The 16968-nt window shown below is 65.8% G+C and carries 16 protein-coding genes; 6 read left to right on the top strand and 10 right to left on the bottom strand.

The genetic code is table 11. From position 1 onward, the window contains the following. Window positions 1-801: site-specific DNA-methyltransferase (locus IP69_RS21275; protein ID WP_082358933.1), on the bottom strand; the 801-nt coding region annotated here is incomplete at its 3' end. A 663-nt stretch (window positions 802-1464) separates the two neighbouring features. Between IP69_RS21275 and IP69_RS03765 the strand changes: the two genes are divergently transcribed. From IP69_RS03765 to trmFO, 5 genes are all read left to right on the top strand, one after another. Further along, window positions 1465-1791: a hypothetical protein gene (locus IP69_RS03765; protein ID WP_054141489.1), complete on the top strand. Its 327-nt coding sequence runs from the start codon at window positions 1465-1467 to the stop codon at window positions 1789-1791. 281 nt (window positions 1792-2072) lie between these two features. Continuing rightward, window positions 2073-2585, top strand: a complete 513-nt coding sequence (locus IP69_RS03760; RefSeq protein WP_248306695.1) for an invasion associated locus B family protein — start codon at window positions 2073-2075, stop codon at window positions 2583-2585. 323 nt (window positions 2586-2908) lie between these two features. Further along, window positions 2909-3064, top strand: coding sequence for a DUF1127 domain-containing protein (locus IP69_RS21270; RefSeq protein WP_082358930.1), 156 nt, complete (start codon window positions 2909-2911; stop codon window positions 3062-3064). Between the two features lie 97 nt (window positions 3065-3161). Continuing rightward, entirely contained in the window at window positions 3162-4154 is a 993-nt protein-coding gene (locus IP69_RS03755; RefSeq protein WP_054141488.1) for an IS481 family transposase, read from the top strand. 131 nt (window positions 4155-4285) lie between these two features. Further along, complete coding sequence (gene trmFO, locus IP69_RS03750; RefSeq protein ID WP_054141487.1) at window positions 4286-5692, top strand: methylenetetrahydrofolate--tRNA-(uracil(54)-C(5))-methyltransferase (FADH(2)-oxidizing) TrmFO; 1407 nt, start codon at window positions 4286-4288, stop codon at window positions 5690-5692. 167 nt (window positions 5693-5859) lie between these two features. Here trmFO and IP69_RS03745 read toward each other — a convergent pair whose 3' ends face one another. From IP69_RS03745 to yajC, 5 genes are all read right to left on the bottom strand, one after another. Continuing rightward, complete coding sequence (locus IP69_RS03745; RefSeq protein WP_054141486.1) at window positions 5860-6753, bottom strand: phytoene/squalene synthase family protein; 894 nt, start codon at window positions 6751-6753, stop codon at window positions 5860-5862. A 163-nt stretch (window positions 6754-6916) separates the two neighbouring features. Further along, window positions 6917-7294: an MTH938/NDUFAF3 family protein gene (locus IP69_RS03740; RefSeq protein WP_054141485.1), complete on the bottom strand. Its 378-nt coding sequence runs from the start codon at window positions 7292-7294 to the stop codon at window positions 6917-6919. A gap of 37 nt (window positions 7295-7331) precedes the next feature. After that, window positions 7332-8294: a protein translocase subunit SecF gene (gene secF, locus IP69_RS03735; protein ID WP_054141484.1), complete on the bottom strand. Its 963-nt coding sequence runs from the start codon at window positions 8292-8294 to the stop codon at window positions 7332-7334. Window positions 8295-8326: 32 nt separating this feature from the next. Then, window positions 8327-9937, bottom strand: coding sequence for a protein translocase subunit SecD (secD, locus tag IP69_RS03730; RefSeq protein WP_054141483.1), 1611 nt, complete (start codon window positions 9935-9937; stop codon window positions 8327-8329). Between the two features lie 72 nt (window positions 9938-10009). Beyond that, window positions 10010-10285: a preprotein translocase subunit YajC gene (gene yajC / locus IP69_RS03725; RefSeq protein ID WP_054141491.1), complete on the bottom strand. Its 276-nt coding sequence runs from the start codon at window positions 10283-10285 to the stop codon at window positions 10010-10012. A gap of 316 nt (window positions 10286-10601) precedes the next feature. Here yajC and IP69_RS03720 point away from each other — a divergent pair, with 316 nt between their 5' ends. Further along, a complete protein-coding gene (locus IP69_RS03720; RefSeq protein WP_054141482.1) occupies window positions 10602-11480 on the top strand; it encodes an ATP-binding protein in 879 nt (292 codons plus the stop codon). A 241-nt stretch (window positions 11481-11721) separates the two neighbouring features. Here IP69_RS03720 and IP69_RS03715 read toward each other — a convergent pair whose 3' ends face one another. The 4 genes from IP69_RS03715 to serS all read right to left on the bottom strand — a co-directional run bounded on the left by IP69_RS03715 (window position 11722) and on the right by serS (window position 16698). Then, window positions 11722-13113 carry a peptidoglycan DD-metalloendopeptidase family protein gene (locus tag IP69_RS03715; RefSeq protein WP_054141481.1) on the bottom strand — a complete coding sequence of 464 codons (1392 nt, stop codon included), beginning with the start codon at window positions 13111-13113 and terminating at the stop codon, window positions 11722-11724. A 119-nt stretch (window positions 13114-13232) separates the two neighbouring features. Beyond that, the gene (locus tag IP69_RS03710) at window positions 13233-13934 is read right to left on the bottom strand and encodes a methyltransferase domain-containing protein (RefSeq protein WP_248306694.1); all 702 of its coding nucleotides are present in this window, start codon (window positions 13932-13934) and stop codon (window positions 13233-13235) included. A 167-nt stretch (window positions 13935-14101) separates the two neighbouring features. Further along, on the bottom strand, window positions 14102-14863 hold the full coding sequence (gene surE / locus IP69_RS03705) for a 5'/3'-nucleotidase SurE (RefSeq protein ID WP_054141480.1): 762 nt from the start codon (window positions 14861-14863) through the stop codon (window positions 14102-14104). A 278-nt stretch (window positions 14864-15141) separates the two neighbouring features. Then, window positions 15142-16698, bottom strand: coding sequence for a serine--tRNA ligase (gene serS / locus IP69_RS03700; protein WP_054141479.1), 1557 nt, complete (start codon window positions 16696-16698; stop codon window positions 15142-15144). Window positions 16699-16968 lie beyond the last annotated feature (270 nt).

Raw genomic sequence — 16968 nt, 5'->3', positions numbered from 1 at the left:
GGCAAAACGGAATCCCGAGCGGGACTCTTCCGTCGCCGTCAATCCACTAGATCCCACCCCAATAAACGGATCAAGTACGCGGTCGCCCTCGTCGGTAAATGCAAGGACACACCGCTCCGCGAGTTCGATCGGGAATTGGCAAGTGTGCGCTGTCTTCTCAGGGTGGTTAGCCTTCACATTGGGGAGATCCCATATAGGATTTTCGACAAAATCTCGCTGAGCAGAGAACTCCCAAAAATCCGAGGGGTTCTTTCCCAACGGGTTTCCGCTTGGAAGCCCGGCTTTACGGGGGCCCTTTGATGCGGAATGGCGCTTCCCCGGATAAATTTGCGGTATCCTAACGGAATTCAAATTAAACTTAAATTCATCAGATTTTGTCAGCCACAGTAAAGTCTCATACCGCCCCGAAAATCGCTTGTCGTAGTTATGACCAAAATTGAACCGCCAAATTATTCTATTTCGGAGCTTGAACCCCAACTCATCAAAGACCCCATACATAGCCATATCGAGAGGAACATAAATCTCATTTTTTACATAACTCCCAACCTGCCAACAAATACTCCCATTATCCTCTAGAAGGTCGTAAATTCTAGAAAGAACTTCTTTTTGCCAATCTATATACTCGCGCAATGTTCGGCGACTATCCTTTTCGTAGTCTTTCCCTATGTTATAAGGCGGAGAAGAGATAATCAGGTTAAATTTTTGACCTCGCAACGCGGCCAACTGCTCCAGCACATCGCCACAGAATAACTGGTAAGGCGCGTCTTGAAGGTTAAGGGTTGTCGGGGCCGCAAGCGTCACGTGTACGATCTCCGAATCAAATCTACGGTTGCATAGTCATGAGTTCACTCGTGACGTTCAAGTGCGTGCCTAGCAATTTCACGGCAATTGTTCGCGGCTAAGAGGTCACTCGAAGGCGGGCATAGTGAGTTATAGATCGTCCACGTCGCAATCTACCCCTCAACTTATCCCCGCCGCCCCAACCTCCCCCATACTCACCTCGCCCATCACCCAAACGGGGCGGCCAACCGGAGGTATGCTGGAGGTTGGGTGAGGGTCGGCGCCTGCGGCTGGTCTTACACGCCAGGCTCGGGAGGCTTCGGGGCACCGCCCTGGGGACACTACGGTCCCTGTGCGAGGAGCTCGCTGGAACGGTCGGCGGCATCACGCCTTCGTCCCATGCCTGACGGCGCGACAACCCGATGAGGGGAACTGGCGTCTAGGGCTCGCGGTGGAGGATGGCTTTCGACCCGATAAGCGCGGCCCGGAGCCCAAAATCGCCGAAGGCGGAGCGCCACGGGGCGTGCGACGGGTGGCTCAATCCCGCCGCGCCGCATCCTGGCTCAACGGATGCGGATGATACCCACGCGCCTCGCGGCGCTCCGCCAGCCCCGTTCTCGCAAACCGACGCTGCAACAGCGGGCGGGGGCTGGCGCTCGCCCCCTCCCCACAGGGAGACGACCCATGGCCCGCAAAGAACCCTCCGGCTTCACGCCCGAGCACATCGCCAATTTCCACCGCACCCAGCAGATCCGCCGCGACCTTCTCAGGAAGATGGGCAACATCCTCGAAGTCTGGCGTGACTGCACTGAGAAGGCCTGCCAGCGCGGCCGCAGTTGCAAGCGCAGCGACGCGACCTGCCTCTACGGCTTCATGCAGGCCCTGCCCGACCAGGACCGCCGCCTCGCCGGCTACATGATCCAGAACGGCGCCGCCGGGCTTACCCCCGACGAGGCCCTGGCCAAGGCGCAGGCGCGCGTCGCCGAGGAAACCGCGCGGGACGGCGGATGAGCGGCGGGAGTGCTGAGGGTCCGACCCGTGTCCTCCCCCTCGCCGTCATCCCGGGCGCAGTGCAGCGGAGACCCGGGATCCATGCCGGAACGCTGGCTTTGAGAGGTTCCGGAATGGATCCCGGATCGGCGCCGCTGACGCGGCTTGTCCGGGATGACGGCGTCGCGGGCCTGAAACCGACGAAGCCCCCCTGCGCCCCGACGCCGCAGTCTTGCGTCATGGTGACGCCCTGTTAACCCGGTTTTTGCCACCCTGAGGCCTTCGAGACCAAAGGAGACAGGATGACGAACCCCGCGATCGGCGCTCTCAGTGCCGCCTTCATCACGGCCGCCATCACGGCCGCCGCCCCCGCTCTCGCCGCCCCGGCGACGCCGCTTGGCCAGTTCGGCAGCTGGAACGCCGCCGCCTTCGGCCAGGGCCAGGCCCGCAGCTGCTATATCCTCGCCACCCCCGAAAGCGCCGCCCCCGAGACGCTCCGGCATGGCGACGTGCATTTCTTCATCAAGGAGGCGCCGACGCCGCAGCGCACCGAGGCCAGCCTGCAGGCGGGCTATGATTTCGAAAGCGGCTCGGAGGTCACCGTCACCATCGGCGACGAGACCTTCCGCATGATCACGCAAGGCAGCCATGCCTGGCTGCGCCGGGTCGAGCGCGAGCCGGAACTGCTGGCGGCGATGCGGGCCGGCAGCGTGATGGAGCTGGAGGCGCGCTCGGGCCGCGGCAACGAGACGCGCTACTCCTTCTCGCTGTCGGGCGTCACCGCCGCCTCGCGCCTGCTCGAAGCCTGCGACTGAGCCGGCGCCCCCCGGGTCCGGCACCCTCAGGCGAGAGGTCGAAAACCGCCCAAGCGGCAGGCAGCGCTCCGTCTATCTCGCAACCGCGAGATAGACTGCCCAGAGAAACGGCAGATCGGGACCAAATCTGAATCGTTTGTTAACCGCCCCACGCGGGCGAAACGCCAAAAATGAAGGAATTGAGAATGGATCATGCGGTGGTCGCATAACGGAACTGACAATTGGCCTCTGTTTGAGCAGGGCTGGCTCACTTATATGCAGCGCACAACGAATTCATCGCTGTGGGCACCGACCCGCTCCGGAAACCTAGTAGGACCCTCGTTATGTTCGTCACCATGATCGCCGCCAAGATCCGCTCTTACCTGCGCTACCGCGAGACCGTTCGCGAGCTGTCCCGCCTGACCGACCGCGAGCTCGACGATCTCGGCCTGTCGCGCTCGGAAATCGCCTTCGTCGCGCGCACCCACGCCGCCGTCTGAAGACGCCGCGCTCCGGCAACGGGGCATCGGTCACGCCTAGTTGTTTGATCCCGGGCTTTGATGGTGCAATCTCGGCGCCTGAGTCGAGGGATGCGCTATGGGCCAGGTTCACCACGGGAGCGCCACAACGACAGCGGCGGTCCGTCGAGCGATACAGCATAGTCAAGAGAGCCTGAGGGCTCTGGCGAAGCGCTACGGCATCAACCAGAAGACCGTCGCGAAGTGGAAGGGTCGCACGTCGGTCGCCGATGTGCCGACGGGGCCGAAGAACCCGACCTCGACGGTGCTGACGATCGAGGAAGAGGCGGTGATCGTCGCCTTTCGGCAGCACACATTGCTGCCGCTCGACGACTGCCTTTACGCCCTGCAGCCGACGATCCCGAGCCTGACGCGCTCGTCGCTGCATCGCTGCCTGCAGCGTCACGGGATCAGCCGCCTGCCCGAGGTCGAAGGCGAGACGACCGCGAAGACGAAGTTCAAGAGCTACCCGATCGGCTTCTTCCACATCGACCTCGCAGAACTGCGCACGGCCGAGGGCAGGCTCTACATGTTCGTCGCCATCGATCGGACCAGCAAGTTCGCCTTCGTCGAGCTTCATCGTGAAGCCAAGCAGCGGACGGCTGGCGACTTCCTCCGGCGTTTGATCGAAGCGGTCCCCTACAAGATCCACACGGTGTTGACCGACAACGGCATCCACTTCACGACGCCCGGCGCTGGCGGCTCGGCCGTGCCGCTGATCAAGGAGGCGATGGCGAACGGAGAACTCTTCCGCGCCCACGCCTTCGAACTCGCCTGCGCCAAAGCCGATATCGACCACAGGACCACCAAGCCGAAGCACCCCTGGACGAACGGCCAGGTTGAGCGGATGAACCGCACGATCAAGGACGCGACCGTCAAACGGTACCACTACGACGATCACGCGCAGCTCGAACGCCACCTCGCCGACTTCGTCGCGGCTTACAACTTCGGCCGCAGGCTCAAGACCCTCAAAGGCCTCACGCCCTACGAGTTCATCTGCAAACGATGGACGATCGAGCCCGAAAAGTTCAACCTCAATCCGATCCAGCAAATGCCGGGACTAAACACCTAGTATCTCCTGGATCGAGCGACCCTCCCTCGCGACATCCGGTTGAAGAGCGAATGCCCGCCCTCCGGCGGGCATTTTGCATTTTGGACCTCGCTTCCCTTGACGTCGGCGGCGGCTGGCGACACATCCCCGGTATGGAACCCGTTCACATCATCGGCGGCGGTCTCGCCGGCTCCGAAGCCGCCTGGCAGATCGCAAAGGCCGGCGTCCCCGTCATCCTGCACGAGATGCGCCCCGTCCGCGGCACGGAGGCGCACAAGACGGAAGGGCTGGCGGAGCTGGTCTGCTCCAACTCCTTCCGCTCCGACGATTCGCTCTCCAACGCGGTCGGCCAGCTCCACTGGGAGATGCGCCGGCTGGGCTCGCTGATCATGGAGAAGGGCGACGCGCATCAGGTCCCGGCCGGCGGCGCGCTCGCGGTCGACCGCGACGGCTTCTCGCAGGGCGTGACGGCGGCGCTCGAAGCCCACCCGCTGGTCACCATCGACCGCGCCGAGATCGCCGGCCTGCCGCCGGCCGACTGGGACCGCGTCATCATCGCGACGGGGCCGCTGACCTCGCCGGCGCTGGCCGCCGGCCTCCAGTCCCTGACCGGCGAGGATGCGCTGGCCTTCTTCGACGCCATCGCCCCGATCGTGCATTTCGACTCGGTCGATATGGACCAGGCCTGGTTCCAGTCGCGCTACGACAAGGCGGGACCGGGCGGCACGGGCGCCGACTACATCAACTGCCCGCTCGACCGCGACCAGTACGAGGCCTTCATCGACGCGCTGCTCGCCGCCGAGACGACCGAGTTCAAGGAATGGGAGGGCACGCCCTATTTCGACGGCTGCCTGCCGATCGAGGTGATGGCGCAGCGCGGCCGCGAGACCCTCCGCTGGGGGCCGATGAAGCCGGTCGGGCTGACCAACAAGCACAATCCAACGGTCAAGGCCTATGCGGTCGTCCAGCTGCGCCAGGACAATGCGCTGGGCACGCTGTTCAACATGACCGGCTTTCAGACCAAGCTGAAATATGGCGAGCAGGCCGCGATCTTCCGGATGATCCCGGGGCTCCAGAACGCCGAATTCGCGCGGCTCGGCGGCATCCACCGTAACACCTATCTCAACTCGCCGAAGCTGCTCGATGAGCGTCTGCGGCTCAAGGCCGATCCGCGCCTGCGCTTCGCCGGTCAGATCACCGGCTGCGAGGGCTATGTCGAGAGCGCCGCGATCGGCCTTCTGGCGGGGCGCATGGCGGCCGCCGAACGTCTCGGCCATGAGCTTGAGTTACCGCCCGCGACGACGGCGCTGGGCGCGCTGGTCAACCACATCACCGGCGGCCACATCGTCACCATCGACGAGGGGCCGCGCTCCTTCCAGCCGATGAACATCAATTTCGGGCTGTTCCCCCATATCGAAAGCCAGGCGACGCATGGCCCCGACGGCAAGAAGCTGAAGGGCCCGGCCAAGAGCGTCGCCCGCAAGCACGCGCTGACGGCGCGCGCGAAGGTTGTGATGGAGGCCTGGGCCGGCGGGGATCAGGCGCAGGCGGCGGAGTGAACGCCTTACCCACGTTCTCACACCCGCACCGCCATCCCGGATGCAGCGAAGCGGAGCTCCGGGATCCATCGTAGGGCACCGTCGCGTCCTCTGATGGATCCCGGATCGGCGCGGCTGCGCCGCTTGTCCGGGATGACGCGGTATTTCCGAGGATCAGGGCGAAGCGTTCAACCCGCAGCCTTCGCCGAGCGCCAGATCGCCCATTGCCGCTGCCAGGCCGGCATGGTGATGATCGTGCGATAGGGATCGTAGCCGCCGCGCTCCATGCGCTTGAGATAAGGCTCGACCAGCGCCACCGGCAGGAAGGCCGGCATCACGGCCGGCGGAATCGTCGCGCGCAAATCTCGCAGCTTCACCAGATGGCCGCGCGCGATCTCGCGCAGCTCCTTGAGCGAATAGAGCACGCCCGGCCCGCCGCGCCCGCGCACGATATCGTCGCGGGTGACGCCGTTGCGGGCGAGGATGTCGGCCGGCAGATAGACCTGGCCTTCCGCCGCGTGCCAGGGGAAGGCGCGCATCAGCCCGGTCAGCGCATAGGCGACGCCGGCATAGCCGGCCGCCGCCGCGCCGCCCGGATCGCGGCCATTGGCGAGGATGATCGAGGCCAGCCGGATCAGGGCGCTTGCAGTCTCGCCGGCATAGCCCTCGAGATCGCGCAGCGACGGCATCGGGTCGTCATAGAGATCGAAGATGCGCGCCTCGATCAGCCCGGTCAGCGGCGCGATCGGCAGGCGGTAGCGCGCGATGGTGTCGAGCAGCGCGGCCGCGACCGGATGCGCCTGGACCTCTCCGGCCGTCTGGCCTTCGAGGAGGTCGCGCCACCACTGCATCCGCACCTCGCCCGGCAGCGGCTCGCTGACCAGCGCACGCACGCGGGCGATCTCCAAGCTGAAGGCGTAGAGCGCAAACAGCGAAGGCCGCTGCGATTCCGGCGCATAGAGACAGGCGATGTAGCGGTCGTGATCCTGCTCGCGCACGAGCGCCGCGCAATGCGCATAGGCCTGCGGCAGGACCGATGGGGTGGTCTCGCTGCGACGGTCTGTTTCGGTCGTCTGCGGCATCTTCTGGCCTCGATCCGGTGCCTGCCCCCCGGCCGTTCGCGACCAGTGTAGGACGAGCCGGGGGCGATGGCTACGGCTCATGGACAAGAAGACGGGCGGCTGGCGGTAGCGCTCAGCGCGCTGGCCTAACGGCAGCGATCCGGCGCCAAGGTCAGGATGAAGGCTATTCCACCGCGATCAGCGCAGCCGCGACGCGCCGATCCTCGCCGACGAGCACGTTGTAGGTTCGCGCCGCCGCCCCCGTCGCCATGCCCTCGACGGTGACACCATGCTGCTTCAGCAGATCCCGCCAATCCTGCGGGATGAAGGCGATATCGGCGCCAGTGCCGATCAGGAGGAAGTCGATCGAGGCGGCCTCGTCGAGCACGCGCCGGAAGCTCTCCGGCGTGATTTCGGCAAAGCGCGACACCGGCCAGATTCCGATCCCCGCCGGCGTCGCCAGGATCGAGCCGACATGGCCCATGCCGGCGAAGCGGAAGCCGCCGGCGCCGAAGGCGTCGAGCGGGTAGCGGCCGGGAACATATCCGTCGAAGCGGCTCATCTCGGCATCTCGGGATGCGATCTCGGCGCGAGGGCTTTCAGCTCTTCGGCCTGGCAGACAGCGCCGCCTTCTCTTGCGCCTTCTCCTGCGCATCCTCACGTGCCGCCGTGCTGCGCACATCCATGTAAAGCAGGACAGGGGTCGAGACGAACATCGCCGAATAGGTGCAGACGACGACGCCAAACAGCATGACGAGCGCGAAACCTTCGATCGCCGTACCGCCGAAGATCACGAGCGCGACGAGCGCGAGCACGGTCGTGGTCGAGGTGATCGCCGTTCGCGACAATGTCGAGTTCACCGACAGATCGAGCAGGTCGGGGATCGACATGGTCTTGTAGCGTCGCAGCAATTCCCGCGTGCGGTCGAACACCACGACCGTTTCGTTGAGCGAATAGCCGACGATGGTCAGGATCGCCGCGATCGAGGTCAGGTTGAACTCGAGCTGCGTGATCAGGAAGAAGCCCATCGTCAGCACGATATCGTGCAGCGTTCCCAGGATTGCGCCGATCGCCAGCGGCATCTCGAAGCGGAACCAGAGATAAATCAGAACGCCCATGATCGCGAGCACGACGCCGAGCGTGCCGGCCTGCACGAGTTCGCCCGAGACGCGGGGGCCCACCGTCTCGACGCGACGGAAATCATAAGCCGCCGAGAAGGCATCGCGCGCCTTGACGACGACCTGCTGCTGCGCGGCCTCGCCGCCCGGCTGCAGGGCAAATCGCATCGAGATCTCGCCGGCCGCGCCGAATTCCTGGACCTCGGCCTCGCCGAAGCCAAGCCCATTGGCGCTTTGCCGAACCGACGCAATGTCCGGTTTACCGGATTTCGACTGCATCTCGATCAGCGTGCCGCCGCGGAAGTCGATGCCGAAATTCAAGCCCACTGTCAGAAACAGGAACAGCACCAGCAGCGAATAAGCCGCCGAGAACGGATAGCTGAAGCGGCGGAATCGGACGAATTTGAAGGTCGTGCCGTCGGGAACGATGCGAAGCAGACGCATGCGCTGATCTCCTTGAACAGGGGGCTTAGCGTCTAGAACGGAAGCGCTTTGGGCTTGGCCCAGCGATACCACAGCGCGATCAGCATCCGTGTCAGCGTCACAGCTGTGATGACGGTGGTCAGGATGCCGAGGATGAAGACGACCGCAAAGCCCCGCACCGGACCCGAGCCCAGCGCAAACAAGGCCAGCGCCGCGATCAGCATGGTGACGTTGGAATCGATGATCGTCGCAAAGGCGCGCTGGAAGCCGGCCTCCAGCGCCGAGACGAGCGATCGGCCCTGATGCGATTCCTCACGCATGCGTTCATAGATCAGCACGTTGGAATCCACCGCCGTGCCGATCGTCAACACGATGCCGGCGATGCCGGGCAGCGTCATCGTCGCGCCCAGCACCGACATCAGCCCGAAGATCAGGCAGACATGGACGAGCAGCGCGATGCTCGCGATCAACCCGAACACGCCATAGGTGCCGATCATGTAGAGGATGACCAGTGCGGTCGCGATCAGCGTGGCCATCTTGCCGGCCTGGATCGAGTCGGCTCCAAGGCCTGGACCGACGGTGCGCTCCTCGACGATCGTCATCTTCGCCGGTAGCGCGCCGGCGCGCAGCAGGATGGCGAGATTGTTCACCGATTCGACGGTGAAATTGCCCGAGATCTGGCCGGAGCCACCGGTGATCGGCGACTGGATGACCGGCGAGGAGATCACCCGGTTGTCGAGCACGATGGCGAGCGGCCGACCGAGATTTTCAGTGGTCGCCTGGCCGAAACGCTGTGCGCCGCGAATGTTGAAGCGAAAATTCACGATCGGCTGCGAGGTGCGCGAATCGAAGGCGGGCTGCGCATCGATCAGATCCTCGCCCTCGACGATGACGCGCCGCTCGACCGGCACCAGCGAACCGCCGGCATCGTTGGAGGGCAGCATGTCGATATCGCCGGCCTGGCTTTCGGCGACCATGCGGAACTGAAGCTTGGCGGTCTGGCCGAGAATGTCCTTCAGCCGCTGCGGGTCCTGCAGGCCCGGCACCTGGACGAGGATGCGGTCGAGACCCTGGCGTTGGATATTGGGCTCCGTGGTGCCCAGCGCGTCGACGCGGCGGCGCAGCACCTCCATCGCTTGCTCGACGGCGCGGCGCACGCGCTCATTGGCGCCCGCTTCGGTGACCGCGAGCTGCACCAGCCCGTCAGGCTGATCGGCGACGTCGATGGTGTTGTTGCCCGAGGGTCCGAAAGCCCCGAGCGTGCCGACCGGCTGGGCGAGTTCGCGCAGCTTGGGCAGAAGCCGGGCGCGGTCTGCGGCCTCGGGCACGCGGACGCTGACGCCACGTCCGGTCATGTTGATGCCGCCGGTGAACGCGACCTTCTCCTCGCGCAGGATGCGCCGGACGTCGTCGCGCAATTGCGTGACCTGGCTGCGCACCAGATCGGCCCGGTCGATCTCGAGCAGCACATGCGAGCCACCCTGAAGATCGAGCCCCAGCACGACGGCATGGATCGGCAGCAGGATACGCGGAATCCAGGATGGCGCGCCGGCCTCGATCGCCCTGCGGGTCTCGGGCGAGAACAGGTTCGGCAGGGCAAAGCCACAGCCGAAGAGCAGCACGAGCAGGACGACGATGACCTTGCGGGTCTGGAAACGGAGCATCTGCGTGTAGCGCCTTATTGTCGCGCGCCGGCCCCGTCGGAGCCGGCGTCGTTACCCCAGCAGGGGCTCGATTCAGCTCTTGACCGGCTCGCCCTTGGCGCGGACGTCGGTGATCATGCCCTTGACCAGGCGGACGCGGACGCCATCGGCGATCTCGACCTCGATCTCGGCGTCGTCGATCACCTTCGAGACCTTGGCGACGATACCGCCCGAGGTGATCACGGTGTCGCCGCGCCGCACATTCTTGATCATCTCCTGATGCGCCTTCACCCGCTTCTGCTGCGGGCGGATGATCAGGAACCACATGATCACGAAGATCAGCACAAACGGCACCAGCGACATCAGCATGTCGGTGGAGCCACCAGCGCCGGCGGCCTGGGCAAAAGCGGGGGTGATCACGGAACGGCTCCTTCATCGCGGCGGCGCGACGCGCCACCGGCCGCGTGGCGCGGCGAACTTCGTATTGGGTGTCAAAATCGCGCGGACTATAGCCAGCGACGCTGCGAAATCAATTGGAAGCGTCCGGCAACCCAGGCGCGCCCTTCACCTATGGACTTGCCGCTATTCGCGCAATGGCCTTGCGCTTTGCAAGCCGGGGCGGTTTAGGGTTTTGTTCGCCGTACCGCCGGGTACGGCCGCTCGACTTCTCATCGAAAGCGTAATCATGACGGATCTCGCCACCGACCAGACGCTCGCCACGCTGCTTCGCATCGCCGACGCCCTGGAGCGGATCGCGCCGCCCGCGCGCAAGGCTGCCGACCTGACCATCGCCGACGCCTTCGTCTGGCACCCGGCCGGCTCGGATCTGTCGCCTGTCGCGCGGGTCAACCGCGTGGCGCTGTCGCTGCTGCGCGGCGTCGACCGCGTCCGCGACACGCTGGCGGAAAATACCGAGCGCTTCGCCCGCGGCCTACCGGCCAACAACGTCCTGCTCTGGGGCGCGCGCGGCATGGGCAAGTCGTCGCTGGTCAAATCGGTCCATGCCGACACCAACACCAGGTTGGCCGGCCAGGCCCTGCCGCTGAAGCTCATCGAGATCCACCGCGAGGACATCGAAAGCCTCCCTATCCTGATGGCGCTGCTGCGGCCCGACGCCCATCGCATGATCGTCTTCTGCGACGACCTGTCCTTCGATGGCGAGGACACCTCCTACAAATCGCTGAAGGCGGCGCTCGATGGCGGCGTCGAGGGCCGGCCCGGCAATGTCGTGTTCTACGCGACTTCGAATCGCCGGCATCTGATGCCGCGCGACATGATGGACAATGAGCGCTCGACCGCGATCAATCCCGGCGAGGCAATCGAGGAGAAGGTCTCGCTGTCTGACCGCTTCGGCCTCTGGCTCGGCTTCCACAAATGCAGCCAGGACGAGTATCTGGCGATGATCGACGGCTATGTCGGCCATTTCGGGCTGACGATCGACGCGGAGACGCTCCGTCACGAGGCGCTGGAATGGGCGACGACGCGCGGCTCGCGCTCGGGCCGCACCGCCTGGCAGTACATCCAGGATCTGGCAGGGCGGTTGGGAACGAAGCTGGAGGGGTGAGCGGCGCGGATGAAGTGCTCGCCGTCATTCCAGACGAGCCGCGCAGCGGCACTGCTCCGGAATCCATCATAAAGAGCCGTCGGTCTCTACGATGGATTGCGGGTCTGCGCTTCGCTTGCCCGGAATGACGCCGGATTTGATGGCCGGTGCATGCCACAAAAAATAGCGGGGCGGCCTTTCCTGGGGCCGCCCCGCCTTGTTCCGACCGGCGGGGTCTCGCGGGGACCGGTCGAAGCTAAACTCAGTTGTTCAGATAGGGTGTCGGATCGACCGGCGCCGAGCCCTTGCGCAGTTCGAAATGCAGCTGCGGCGAGGAGACATTGCCGGTCTGACCGGATTTGGCGACCACCTGGCCACGCTTCACCGTCTCGCCGCGCTTGACGTTCAATTCGCCGTTATGGGCATAGGCCGAGACATAGCCATTGGGGTGGCGGATCAGCACGAGATTGCCATAGCCCTTCAGCTCGCTGCCGGCATAGGCGACGGTGCCGCCCTCGGCCGCCTTGACCGGCGTGCCTTCCGGCACGGCGATGTTGATGCCTTCATTGCCGCCCCGGCCGCTGAAGCCGGCGATGACGCGGCCACGGGCCGGCCAGCGGAAATCGGCCTTCTCCTCCTCGGCCTTGGGCAGGCTCGCCGTTGTGACCGGCTCCGGCTCGGACTTCGGAACGGCGGTGACCTTTGGCTCGGTGGTCGGAGCGCTGGCGACGACGACGGGCTTGGCCTTGTCGGCCGCTGCGGCTCGCACCGGCTTCACCTCGGCGACCACCGGTGCCCGGGCGGCCACGGCAGCCGGCTTGGCGATGGGCGTCGGGACCGCAGCGACCGGCGCCGATGTTCTGGCAGCCGCCTTCGCCTTGGCTTCGGCCGCGAAACGGGCCCGCGATTCGCGCATGGCCAGCGCATCGGCCGCCGTCTTGGCCTTGGCTTCCGCGGCGGCGGCGGCCCTCATGTCGGCAGCGGCCTGCGCCTTGGAACGCGTATCCTGCATCGGCACAGCCGGGCGCACCGGCGCCACCGAAGCGGCCGGAGCCGGGCCGGTGACGAAGCGAGACGTATCGGAGCGCGTCGCGGCGGGAGCCTGCGTCAGTTGCTGACGCGGCGGAGCGACAGCGGCGCTACCGGCATTGTAGACAGGTATCGTCAGGCGCGAGCCGGGCGCGATCGTGGAACCCGCCAACCCGTTTGCCGAGATCAGCGCCGCGCGCGGCACACCGTAACGCGAGGAGATCACGTCGAGCGTCTCGCCTTCGGCAACCACGATCGGCGTGCCGCCCTGGGCGCTCCAGCCGGCGGCACTGCCAGCGACAGGCTGTGCGGGGGCGCTGCGCAGGGCAACGGCCGATTGCGGCGGCGGCAGGGGCTGCGAACGCACGCTCGCCATGGCAGACGACGGGGCGGGAGCCGCATAGACCGGCGCGCTGGCCGAACGGCCGATCGAGCCGGTCGTGGCCGGATCACGCTGGGCGCCCCCTGCCGCCGAGGCCTGGGCGGACTGAAAAGGACTGGCGAAGGGCGTGTCGGTGAAGCGGATCGCCTCGGACGAGCAGGCGCTGACGCTCAACGCAATCAGGCACGCCGTCGATGCGCGCAAGGCGAGACTGAACTTGACCGATCCGGCTTGGTTACGCATGGAACTGGCACTCGCTAACGACGCAACTCGATAGCCAGCATTAAAGCCCCGTTCAGGTTACGAAAACGTTTCTCCCCGCAGCGTTGCCTTAGGTTTTTCCGCCGGAGCCGCCAGCGCGCTCAAAGCGCCCGCGCCAAGCCTGGCACCAGCGGCGGCAGCCGGACGGCCGGGCCCGGCGCATGATCGAAGCCACCATCGGCCAGCCGCGTCACCACCACGCGCCGCGCCGCGCCCTCGACGCGCAACGCCCCGACGAGGCGCCCGCCAGGCGCCAGCCGCAGCAGCAGCGCCTCGGGAATTGCATGGGTGACGCCGTTGACGAGGATGCGGTCGAAGCGTCCCAGCGACCGGTCGGGCTGGAAACCGTCGGCGTGGCGCAGCTCGATCGCTGCCCCATGGCCGCTGCCGGCGACGCGCTCATGGGCCGCCAGCGCGAGCGTGCGGTAGCGTTCGAGCGAGACCACCTCCCCGCCCATCGCCGCCAGCAGCGCCGTGACATAGCCCGAGCCGGTGCCGATCTCGAGCACGCGCGCGCCGGCCTGCATGTCGAGCGCGGTCAACAGCGCCGCCACCGTGTGCGGCGCGGTCATGGTCTGGCCACAGGGCAGCGGCACCGAGACGTCCTGGCGGGCGAGATCGGCAAAGCGCGACGGCGCGAAGCGCTCGCGCGCGACCTTCTCCATCGCCCGCAGCACGGTCAGGTCGCGCACCCCTTGCGCGCGCAGCGACAGCAGGAAGGCGACAGTCCGCTCGCCCTCGCTGGCAGGCAGCTCGTCGCTCATGGCGTCGCCCTCGCCTTGCATCATGTCAGGAAGTGCCACCGTGCGTTCCAACCGCGCCGCTATTCCGGGCGCAGCGAAGCGGAGGCCTGGAATCCATCATAGAGCGCAACCGGTCGAGGACACCTGCCCTACGATGGATTCCGGCGCGGCGCGGCTGCGCCGCTTGGCCGGAATGACGGGGAGAGCGACGAAACAGACGTCGATCCTCACGCAAACACCCGCGCAAAGCGCGTCAGCGTCGGCTCATGCGTCAGGTCGAGCTCGAGCGGCGTGATCGAGATCTTCTTCTCCGCCAGCGCGCGCAGATCGGTGCCATTGGCCGGCTCGCTCTTGCCCCGCGCAAAGGCGATCCAGAAATACGGGTTGCCCCGCCCATCCTGCCTTGGCTGCAGCTGCATCAGCTCCTGGTCGCGCCGGCCCTGCACCGTCACCGCGATGCCCGCGACCTCGGCGGGCGCGACATTGGGAAAGTTGACGTTGAACAGGATGTCAGGCGGGATGCCCTCCTCCAGCAGCCGGCGGATGATGCCCGGCGCATGATGCTCTGCGCAGTCCCAGTGGATGTTCTCGCGCCCGCCCGGCCCGTAGCCCTGGCTGATCGCGATCGAGGGGATGCCGAGCAGCGTGCCTTCCATGGCCGCCGCGATCGTGCCCGAATAGGTCACGTCCTCGGCGACGTTCTGGCCGCGATTGACGCCCGACAGCACGAGGTCCGGCCGGTTCTCGATCATGATCGAGCGCACCGCCATGATCACGCAATCGGTCGGCGTGCCGGTCACGGCAAAGCGCCTCTCGGAGATCTGCCGCAGCCGCAGCGGGTTCGACAGCGACAGCGAATGCGCCACGCCGGACTGGTCGGTCTCGGGCGCCACGACCCAGACATCGTCGGACAGCTGCGCCGCGATCCGCTCCAGCACCGACAGCCCCTCGGCGTGGATGCCGTCATCATTGGTGACGAGAATGCGCATGGGTCAGGCTTTCGCGATCAAAGGAATCGGAGCGGCGAGCCGCAACGCGCCCCCTCTCCCACCCAACTCGGGCTCGCCCGAGTTGGGCCTATCCCTGTGCCAAAGTCGGCAGCAGCCGACTTTGGTGCGGGAGAGGGCTGGGGTGAGGGGTCGCACCGCGCTGTCAGGTAGCGGGTCGGGTAAACGAAATGACGACAAGACGTGCAGCGACCCCTCATCCGGCGCTGCGCGCCACCTTCTCCCGCAAGGGGAGAAGGGAAGGAGCGTCGCGCCAGCCATCACGCCTTCTCGATGCGCGTCACGCCGCGCATATAGGGCACCAGCACCTCGGGCACCGAAACCGAGCCGTCGGCGTTCTGATAGTTCTCCATCACCGCGATCAGCGCCCGGCCGACCGCCGTGCCCGAGCCGTTGAGCGTATGGACGAAACGCGGCGCCCCGCCCTCCTTGGGCCGGTAGCGCGCATCCATCCGCCGCGCCTGGAAATCGCCGCAGACCGAGCAGGACGAGATCTCGCGATAGGTCTTCTGGCCGGGCAGCCAGACCTCGATGTCGTAGGTCTTCTGCGAGGCGAAGCCCATATCGCCGGTGCACAATGTCATCACCCGATAATGCAGATCGAGCTTCTTAAGCACCGCCTCGGCGCAGGCGAGCATGCGCTCATGCTCCTCGGCGGATTTCTCGGGCGTGGTGATCGAGACCAGCTCGACCTTCTCGAACTGGTGCTGGCGCAGCATGCCGCGCGTATCGCGCCCGGCCGACCCTGCCTCGGCCCGGAAGCAGGGCGTCAGAGCGGTGTAGCGGCGCGGCAGCTCCTCCTCCGAGAGGATCGATTCGCGCACGAGATTGGTCAGCGGGACTTCGGCGGTGGGGATGAGCCAGAGGGACTGCTGTTCGAACTTATCTAGATCGAACTGCTCTATGTCGCCGAAATGAACCTGCGTGCTTAATCCCAACTCCCCCAAACGGGTCATTATGGGCTTCTTAAAATACCAATTGCTACGGTCCTCGATAATCTTTCGGACCTGTGTCTCGTCAGTCCCATCCAACCTTAGTTTTTCTGCATATTCCCGCTGCGAGGCGCTGAAGCGGTGCGCGTGGTCGAATGCATAAGCGCGAAGTTCGTCGGCCGATAACCTTCTGCCGGCGGAAAACTGATCATCCTCAAACTTCGGCAGCTGCGCCGTGCCGAACATCGCCTCGTCGCGCACCATCAGCGGTGGCATCACCTCGGTGTAGCCATGTTCCTCGGTATGCACATCAAGCATGAACTGCCCGATCGCCCGGCTCAGGCGCGCAATCTGACGCTCCAGCACGACGAAGCGCGAACCCGACAGCTTCGCCGCCCGCTCGAAATCCATCTGGCCGAGCGCTTCGCCGAGCTCGAAATGCTCCTTGGGCGCGAAATTCTGGCCGAACAGCCGCCCGCCCGTCTTCTCGGGCGCCTCGCCCTGCACCGATTTGACGACATTGCCATGCTCGTCGGCTCCCTTCGGCACATCGTCCTTGGGCGTGTTGGGGATCGCGGCGAGCGTGACGTCGAGTTCGGCCTTCGCCGCCTTCTCCTCGAACTCCAGCGCCGGCTGCAGCTCCTTCAAGGACGCGACCTCTGCCTTCAGGCTCTCGGCGAGGGCTGTGTCCTTGACGCCCATCGCCTTGCCGATCTCCTTGGAGAGGGCGTTGCGGCGCTCCTGCGCGGCTTGGGCTTTCGCGATCGCGGCGCGGCGCGTGTCGTCGAGGGCCAGCAGAGAAGCCGAAAGCGGCTCGAGCCCCCGCCGCTTCAGCCCGGTGTCGAACGCCGCGGCGTTCTCGCGAATCCATTTGATGTCGTACATCGTCGTCAGGCCACGCCGTCACGTTCGGGGAACAGCGTGATGCTCTAGACCGGGATCGCGCGCGAGGGAACAGGCATCGTTGCGCACCACCCCAACCACACCCACACCGTCATTCCGGCCAAGCGAAGCGCAGCGCCGGAATCCATCGTAAGGCTCGACGGCCCAGGTCAAGGATCGCCGCAGCCCAGCAACCAATGTGCCCTATGATGGATTCCGGCGCGTCGCGGCTGTGCCGCTTGGCCGGAATGACGGGGAGGGTGGAACGGCGGG

The sequence above is a fragment of the Allobosea sp. AAP35 genome, from assembly GCF_001295925.1.
Lineage (GTDB): Bacteria > Pseudomonadota > Alphaproteobacteria > Rhizobiales > Beijerinckiaceae > Allobosea.
Note: the sequence above shows the minus strand (reverse complement) of the source record. Positions and strands in the feature narration are given on the sequence as shown.

Excerpts from the sequence above, each read along its gene's own strand:
- trmFO (WP_054141487.1), top strand. The coding sequence starts at position 4,286 with ATGGAACCCGTTCACATCATCGGCGGCGGTCTCGCCGGCTCCGAAGCC.
- IP69_RS03715 (WP_054141481.1), bottom strand. The coding sequence starts at position 13,113 with ATGCGTAACCAAGCCGGATCGGTCAAGTTCAGTCTCGCCTTGCGCGCA.
- secF (WP_054141484.1), bottom strand. The coding sequence starts at position 8,294 with ATGCGTCTGCTTCGCATCGTTCCCGACGGCACGACCTTCAAATTCGTC.
- IP69_RS03765 (WP_054141489.1), top strand. The coding sequence starts at position 1,465 with ATGGCCCGCAAAGAACCCTCCGGCTTCACGCCCGAGCACATCGCCAAT.
- IP69_RS03755 (WP_054141488.1), top strand. The coding sequence starts at position 3,162 with ATGGGCCAGGTTCACCACGGGAGCGCCACAACGACAGCGGCGGTCCGT.
- IP69_RS03720 (WP_054141482.1), top strand. The coding sequence starts at position 10,602 with ATGACGGATCTCGCCACCGACCAGACGCTCGCCACGCTGCTTCGCATC.
- secD (WP_054141483.1), bottom strand. The coding sequence starts at position 9,937 with ATGCTCCGTTTCCAGACCCGCAAGGTCATCGTCGTCCTGCTCGTGCTG.
- yajC (WP_054141491.1), bottom strand. The coding sequence starts at position 10,285 with ATGCTGATGTCGCTGGTGCCGTTTGTGCTGATCTTCGTGATCATGTGG.
- serS (WP_054141479.1), bottom strand. The coding sequence starts at position 16,698 with ATGTACGACATCAAATGGATTCGCGAGAACGCCGCGGCGTTCGACACC.
- surE (WP_054141480.1), bottom strand. The coding sequence starts at position 14,863 with ATGCGCATTCTCGTCACCAATGATGACGGCATCCACGCCGAGGGGCTG.
- IP69_RS03740 (WP_054141485.1), bottom strand. The coding sequence starts at position 7,294 with ATGAGCCGCTTCGACGGATATGTTCCCGGCCGCTACCCGCTCGACGCC.
- IP69_RS03760 (WP_248306695.1), top strand. The coding sequence starts at position 2,073 with ATGACGAACCCCGCGATCGGCGCTCTCAGTGCCGCCTTCATCACGGCC.
- IP69_RS03745 (WP_054141486.1), bottom strand. The coding sequence starts at position 6,753 with ATGCCGCAGACGACCGAAACAGACCGTCGCAGCGAGACCACCCCATCG.
- IP69_RS21270 (WP_082358930.1), top strand. The coding sequence starts at position 2,909 with ATGTTCGTCACCATGATCGCCGCCAAGATCCGCTCTTACCTGCGCTAC.